Raw genomic sequence first — 7,090 nt, forward strand, 5'->3', positions numbered from 1 at the left:
AAAAATTCTTCGTCGCGAGAAAGAGTGGCCAACATTGCTTTTGAAACGAAGCAACCACGGACCGGAGATGATACCCCGATCGGACGTCGCGACTTTCCATAGCTCATCCATTGGCACTGAGTCACTGGCTCCTTGAAATGACAGGAGCTTCAAGAGCGGAGCCAGCCCGTATCGGCTGAGCGTCGCCGCTAACCCCAAAAATAGACCGCAGCCTTCGGGCGCTGTCGGCCGACGTGCCGGCAGGCGGCCTCTCTATGCAGAAGGAGAACGAATATGCCGTGTTTTTCGGAGGGAAGAGTGTTGCCTGCACCGTCTCGGGCAGACCGAAGGATCGCGAATGCGTCGAAAGGGCACTGTACAGGCTTCACCGTGCTTGGCGATGGTCCCGGGATGCGAACGGTATCGGAGGCCTGGATCGAACAGTGCCATCTGCAATTGCAGAGCGTGCGTGCAGACGTTGTCGATGTGCGGGAGCAGGTGCGCTTCGTCTATGGACGCCGGGACGAGCTTCGGCATTTCTTCGACATGGTCGTGACGAAAGGCGACGGTCGGCGTATTGCGTGCACAATCAAACCGACGATCGACCTTCAGTCGGGTCGCTTTGTCGAACACATGCGGACAGTCGCGTGGTGGGTACAGGAAAAGAAATTTGCCCATTCGGTCCGGTTGCTGACTGAGCTGGATATTGACGCAAAAGCGCTGCACAACGCAAACATCAACGTTGCGCTTCGTGATCGGGATCCAGATGCCGAAGATGCCGCCCGGGCGCTCGTGGGGAATCTTCAGGGGCGCGTCAGCATCAAGGCCCTGACAGACAATCTCGGTCTCGGAGCACGTGGCTACCGCGCGCTCCTGAAGCTCATTTCTTTCGGTGACCTGCTCGTGCCCCAAAACGAGCGGATAACCCCGGCGACGCTGGTTTCGCGCAAGGATTCCGTAAGTTGAGTGTTCCATTCAGAATGGTGCCGGCGGACCAGGTCAAGACTGTCGGGACCGGGTTCAGCATCGGCGTGCATGATCGGATAACGATCAACGGCAAAGCCTTTCGTTTGAACAGATACGTCGGCGAAGACGTGGAACTCGTGCCTGCAGATGGGATTGGTTTGGCCGAGCAGTTTCCGATGTCCAATCTAAGCCGCTTGAGCACGATGGGGCGCGTCAAGCATGAGGTCGGGTATTACCTTCCTGCCGATCTGAGGCCGGCGGTGGGGCTGGCAGACGTCAGCTTCAGGGTTTCGGATCTTCCCGATAAGCCAAGGGCACGGTTCTTCAGCCGGTATGCCCATGTAATGGCAGTCGAAGAACTGGGAATTCGCAATAGCACCACAGACATTGAAGAGTCCCGAGACAAGATTGAGGAGCTGATCAAGCCTTACTTCCAAGAGGTGGCCTCTCAGCAGCAGATGCTCGAGCACGAACGGAAGAACCGTAGTGATCGGCGCATAGAGAAGGCTGGCCGGAAGCAGCGGGGCGGCAAGCCCGAAGTAACCGTTACCCTGTTTAGTTCGGACACGATCAGAAAGTTTGTCGCCGCATATCGGAAACACGGATTGTCAGCCTTGGTCGACAATCTTTCGCATTCGGGGAACAGGACCTCTGCCTATAGGCCGGAGGTGCTCGGTCTGATGATGGAGCTTGTTCAGGCGAGCTACCTTACAACCGAGAGAAAGACCAAAAAGCAAACCGTCCAAGACGTTCGGCGCGGATTCCGGAAGGAAAATCAGAGGCGCGAGGCTGAGAATAGGGATAAGCCGGCGGCAGAGCGAGTAGAGTTGCTGGATATTCCGGGGCGTGACGCCATTCTGTCAACGATTGGTAAGCTCGACTTTCTGAAGGTCCTTATCGCACGGTGGGGCCGTGATCACGCAATAAAGAAATTACGATCCGTCGCGAAGGGCGTGCAGGTCTCCCGACCTGGTGAACGCGTCGAAATTGATGAGTGGCGAATTGACCTCATATCCATGATCTTTTCTGCAAAACTCAATGAGGTTTTTGGGGAAGACTTCATAAAGGCGTTGGAACTCAACGGGGAGAAAGCGCGCTGGTGGCTGGTTCTCGCAATAGATTGTCGCACAAAGGTCATCCTTGGAGCTAAACTCACCAGAAATCCGACCACCAGTGCAGCACGTGAATGCCTTCGCATGGTGATGAGTGACAAAGGTCAATGGGCAGACGACGTGGGTGCCCTGAGCCCATGGCCCTATGCGGTAATTCCCGAACTACTTGTCTCGGACAATGGCCCAGCCTTCAAAGCAGACCTGTTCAGCAGTACCTGCATGGACTTGGGGATGTCGTTCCTCAGGACAATTGGCGGCATTCCGGGCATGCGCGGGACGGTCGAGCGCGTGTTTTACACGGCAGCTCTCGATCTTATGCCACGGCTTCGCGGACGAACGTTTTCCAATCCAAGGGAGAGGGGTGACTATCCCGCGACAGACCGCGCATGTCTGGACGCGTCAGATGTCGCCTTCGCCTTGGTCCGTTGGATCGTCGATATTTACCACAACTCTCCGCATGCTGGTCTCGGAGGGCTCACACCGCGCGAGCAATGGGAAGCGGATATATCCAACGGCAACTATCCGCTCCGAGCTCTGCCAGACACGCGGAGCAAGAGGCTGGCATTCGGGCTTCGTGACAAACGGAAAATCTCGAGGTCGGGCATCGTTGTCATGGGCATCAAGTATCATAACCGAGAGCTCGGGGCGTGGTTCATCCGGCCCGGATCCAAGGTGGTCGATGTCCGATGGGATGCAGAAGACTTGGGGGCAATTGAGGTTTTCCTTAATGGCGAATGGCGCGAAATTCCTGCCGTTCATGAGCGGTTCGCCGGTGTGAACCTCCACGTCTGGCTGACGAGCCGCCGAGCACTTCGTGCCCGGTCGGCAGGGCGAAAAGCTTGGGACGAGGAGGCGGTGTTTCGGGCGATCGATGAGATCGAGGCTCTTTCCGCGCACAAGGCGGCGGCCTTTGGGCTTCTCGACACGTCGATTTCCGAAAAGGAATTCAAGCACCTCGAAGCATCGCTCTTTTCGTCTTTCGACATTGCCGACGGTGGTTCGCTTTTGGACGATGGAGAGGAACCTGGCCAAGAGATCCCGCCTTGCGAACCCGCTCGCACTGAAAAGCCAGCGACTGCCCAGAAAGCCAAGTCCACCGCCGCGAAGCCCGCTGCGGCATGTTCTCCCAAGCGTGCCAAGCCGGCGCGAGGGGCCGCCAATCCGAAACCCAAGACGATCAATACTAATGTCGTTCCGGCGCCAAAGTGGGTTCCGGTCAAGAAGGAAGTGAAGTGATGAACGATATCGCCAAAATTCGTTCTGAAGTTAAACAACTTCGCGAGATGTATGTTCCAAACGAGCGTGATGCTGAGATACGGCTGCATCTGCTCCGGTGTCTTGATGTCGATGATGCCGGTGAACTGATTCCGGCCCCGGCACGCTATTCCGGGAACGAAGCCCGGGGCGTCATGGTGATTGAGGGTTCTGGCGGAGGCAAGACAACCGCCATCAAATCCGTATTGTCGGAAATCGATATCTTGGCACCCAATCCAGAAACTGGTTGTCCGCGGTACCTTGCGCTTGATGTCCCGCCTTATGCCACCCTCAAAAGTGTGGGAACTGCTATACTCGAGGCCAGCGGAATGTCTGGGGTTTCCGACAAAGCAACGGCTGCCATGGTCTGGAGGGCTGTTCGGCATCGCCTTGCCTTGCTTGGGATTGTCGTTCTTTGGCTCGATGAAGCCCAAGACTTGGTTTTGGGTGACTCTGCGATGGAAACCGAGAAGACATTGCGCATGATCAAGTCGCTGATGAAGGGTGATCATCCGGTGGTTCCTATTCTCAGCGGTACAGAACGACTGGGGGAAGTGATTGGCTATGACCCCCAAGTCTCCCGTCGCTTCACCAAGATTCGTCCCTCCGACCTTGAGTTTGGCGCGGACGAGGGAAGCCTCTTGGGCTTGATTGATGCGTATTGTGATGAGGTCGGACTCGGGGCTGATCTCGGAGACGACTTGGCCGCTCGCCTAATTCACGCGAGCCGCAGGCGGTTCGGTCGTGCGGTAGTGCTCATCCTCCATGCCATCGAAAGTGCGCTGATGGATGGGGACGAAATACTCACCATCGATCATTTTGCAGTCGCTTGGGTCAAAGAAGACCGTAATGACCCGGACAGCAACGTCTTCCTGGTGTCCGACTGGCTGTCGGTCGAACTCGACCAACAGGCAGAGGAGTATGAGGAAGCTCGGACAAAACGTCAGAAGAAGAAGCTGGAAAGGGTGTGAGCACATGCTGATGCTGCCTACACTCCCACCGATAGCGGGCGAGACCACGGTTTCCTGGTGCTCTCGGATGGCGAGGTTTCATGCCAATCTTGATTGCGCCGATTGGCTGCAAATGATGGAAATCAGCCGCCAGAGCGTGGTTGACACGAACGCTGCATGCGTGGGGCGGCTTTCTGGCCTGACCGGTGTTCCGGCGGAAGACATCGAAGCGTGCGGTGTTCGGCCGGTCGGGAACCGGTCGTTTCGCCACCGTGCCGAGACTTTCGGAGCAAATTTTGCGCTTCGCACACACACGACCTATTGTCCGGCTTGCCTCCTCGAAGACGCGAATGTCGCTAACGCAAGCGGAGATAGCCGCGTTGGCCGTGTCATTTGGGCCTTTTCTCCGGTTCGGACATGTCCACAACATCGCATCGCTCTGCATCGACGGCGCAATCGGGGGTTCTTCGAGCAGTTTCAGGACATGAATCTTGTTGCGCCCTGCGATCCCGAGCTCGAATTGCAAGCAGCGAAATCGCAGCCGAGAAATGCTTCTCCACTGCAGCGCTACATCGAGCTACGATTTCAGGGTTTAGCACAGTCGGACTGGCTGGATGGGCAAGATGCCGATCAGGCTTCACGGGCATGCGAAATAATTGGGGCGTGTATGCTCTTCGGGGCTCACACGAACTTGGACTCTCTCAGTTTTTCGCAGTGGGACGACGCAGGAGCGGCAGGGTTTGAAGCCGCCGTCACGGGACCCTCTGGGATCGGCAAGGCATTGGAAGCGATCGCTTCACAATCTTGGAAGGCCAAGAGGACGTGTGGCGCTCCTGCAGCCTTCGGCTGCTTGTATCGTTGGTTGCAATTCCCGAGGGGTCAGAAAGATCCGGGGCCAATTCGTGATGTTGTGCGCCAACATATCTTGGACACCATGGCTGTCGATCCTGGAACACAACTGTTTGGAAAGGTCGTCGCCAAGCGGCTTCGGCATTCTGTTCCCTCTCTGGCTCGGGAGACAGGCCTCCATCCCGTTACCTTGCGCAGCGCGCTCGTCGAAATCGGCCTCGTGCCTCGCGATGCGAAGGCGAACAGCGGCGTCAGCTTCGAGGCTGAAAAGGGTGAAAAGCTCGCAAGCCGGATGAAAAACTCTATCGCGATCAGTAAGATTCCTTCTTACCTAAACTGTAATCAGACACAGGCACGAATGCTTGTGCGTAATGGTATCATAAAGCAGCTTGCGCCCGGGCGCGGCAAACGTAGTGGGTTATCGTCTCAAGTCTCCAAAGACGATCTTGACGATTTTCTTCTCCGACTTCGTGGTTCTGCTAAGCCGGTGAGCAAGGGCGGTTATGGCATGGTGGACGCCATTGCCGCATCGGAAGTCGTCCGGGAAACCGTCACAGATATCATCAAGCTTGTCCTTGACCGTTCGTTGACGCGCGTCGAAGTACTTCCTGAAGACTTGCGGTTCCGAGCCATTTTGGTCGATCCGGACGAAATCAGAGCGGTCATGTCCCGAAAATCTGCTATGGTCGGTCACACCTTGCGTGAGGTCAGCGAACGGCTAAGAATTCCTGTGTCCGGAATAAACTGGCTCCAAAAAACGCTGGATTCTGATGGACGACCCTTCTTGACTTCGAAGAAAATCAAGAATGCACGAGGATCGATCCGTGAGCGATTTCCAGAGGAGGATGTCGCTGAGTTCGAAAAATGCTATGTCTCTTTGGCAAAGTTGGCAAACGAGAATGGTCTATTTCCTCGAACCGTGATGTGGACGCTGAAGCGGGCAGGTGTCGAACCGATCCTTCCCCGAAATCGGTTGAGAGCTTTGGTCTTCCGAAGATCCGACCTTTGACAAAAGGAAATCCGGACCTCTTCGTAGCCGCCCCTCCGGGCGGCTTTTTTGTATCTTGGCAAACCTTTCCCCGATTTTGTTTGGCACGGCTTTGGCCGTTGCTTTGGCGGCGGTCGCGATAAAATCATGTCCACGCTGATATCACATGTTGATTTCATTGAATTATTTTTGGGCGTATAGATGATTTTGGCTTAACTATTGCCGCGTCGACAGTTATGATGACAAGCTATAATTGGCCATTTTCGGGAGAAAACGGCCATTTGACAAGTTAAGGACGGCTATTGGGGAAGACCTCTCCAAAAGCCGTTATTGTGGAGGCGCCGAAGCAATTCTCGATCCGGAACGACACTGACTGGAACATGGGTCCGCACAGAACTCTACGCAAACCGATATCCGAAGTTTTTGTGATTTTCTCGTATGCGATCCGGCATCGGCGCCCTTCTCCGCACGAAACGCGCCTTTGGTGCCAGTCTGCATCCGCCGAAAGCAAGAAGGCCGCGAGTATCCCCGCGGCCTTCGAGTTTTGCATGAGTGGCGGCGCGCCCTCACATCAGTCTGTCTGGTAGCCTCACGCGGCCTTTGTGCCGTTCATCATGAGGGCGGCATCGACCCGGGCTGCCAGCAGGTCCCGCATCGCGAGGATCTGCCGGAAGCCCTGCCGTAGCCTGTCGCGAGCAGCACCCGTTTCAGAAAGAACAGGGACAGCGCATACACGACCGACGGCTCCGAGTTCGGGGTCGTCCGTGCCGTCGAAGACGTTTCGGTGGCCCAGGGTTTCCTGCGTTATGGCCTGGTCGAGAAGGTCCTCGATGCATGCGATTTCCTTGGCGGTCGTCTCAGACAGCGGCCCGTGGTGGCGCAAGGCGGATAGGGCTTGCAGAACCGTATTGAGGTCGGTCGCGGCCAGCTCCGCATCATTGCGCTGGACCTGATCGTGCAGGACGTCGAGTGACCTGCTCCCTTTGGAGTCC

5 protein-coding genes are annotated in these 7,090 nt (G+C 56.2%); 4 read left to right on the forward strand and 1 reads right to left on the reverse strand.

Annotation, left to right across the window (positions count from 1 at the left end):
* The first annotated feature begins 390 nt into the window (after positions 1-390).
* The 4 genes from RISW2_RS20180 to RISW2_RS24235 are packed head-to-tail and all read left to right on the forward strand — an operon-like array spanning position 391 to position 6,119.
* Complete coding sequence (locus RISW2_RS20180) at positions 391-945, forward strand: hypothetical protein (protein ID WP_051492196.1); 555 nt, start codon at positions 391-393, stop codon at positions 943-945.
* Complete coding sequence (locus RISW2_RS24225; protein WP_156943910.1) at positions 942-3,293, forward strand: Mu transposase C-terminal domain-containing protein; 2,352 nt, start codon at positions 942-944, stop codon at positions 3,291-3,293. The genes RISW2_RS20180 and RISW2_RS24225 overlap by 4 nt, the downstream gene beginning before the upstream one ends.
* Positions 3,293-4,282, forward strand: coding sequence for a TniB family NTP-binding protein (locus RISW2_RS24230; RefSeq protein ID WP_084615491.1), 990 nt, complete (start codon positions 3,293-3,295; stop codon positions 4,280-4,282). Before RISW2_RS24225 ends, RISW2_RS24230 begins: the two co-directional genes overlap by 1 nt.
* Before the next feature lie 4 nt (positions 4,283-4,286).
* Positions 4,287-6,119 carry a TniQ family protein gene (locus RISW2_RS24235; RefSeq protein ID WP_162164348.1) on the forward strand — a complete coding sequence of 611 codons (1,833 nt, stop codon included), beginning with the start codon at positions 4,287-4,289 and terminating at the stop codon, positions 6,117-6,119.
* Positions 6,120-6,687: 568 nt separating this feature from the next.
* Here RISW2_RS24235 and RISW2_RS25100 read toward each other — a convergent pair.
* A partial coding sequence (locus tag RISW2_RS25100) for a hypothetical protein (protein ID WP_043774402.1) occupies positions 6,688-7,090 on the reverse strand: 403 nt, incomplete at its 5' end.

The organism is Roseivivax isoporae LMG 25204 (genome assembly GCF_000521865.1).
Lineage (GTDB): Bacteria > Pseudomonadota > Alphaproteobacteria > Rhodobacterales > Rhodobacteraceae > Roseivivax > Roseivivax isoporae.

What these genes read in the sequence shown, in the direction of transcription:
- RISW2_RS20180 (WP_051492196.1), top strand. Translation starts at nt 391, where the DNA reads ATGCGAACGGTATCGGAGGCCTGGATCGAACAGTGCCATCTGCAATTG.
- RISW2_RS24235 (WP_162164348.1), top strand. Translation starts at nt 4,287, where the DNA reads ATGCTGATGCTGCCTACACTCCCACCGATAGCGGGCGAGACCACGGTT.
- RISW2_RS24230 (WP_084615491.1), top strand. Translation starts at nt 3,293, where the DNA reads ATGAACGATATCGCCAAAATTCGTTCTGAAGTTAAACAACTTCGCGAG.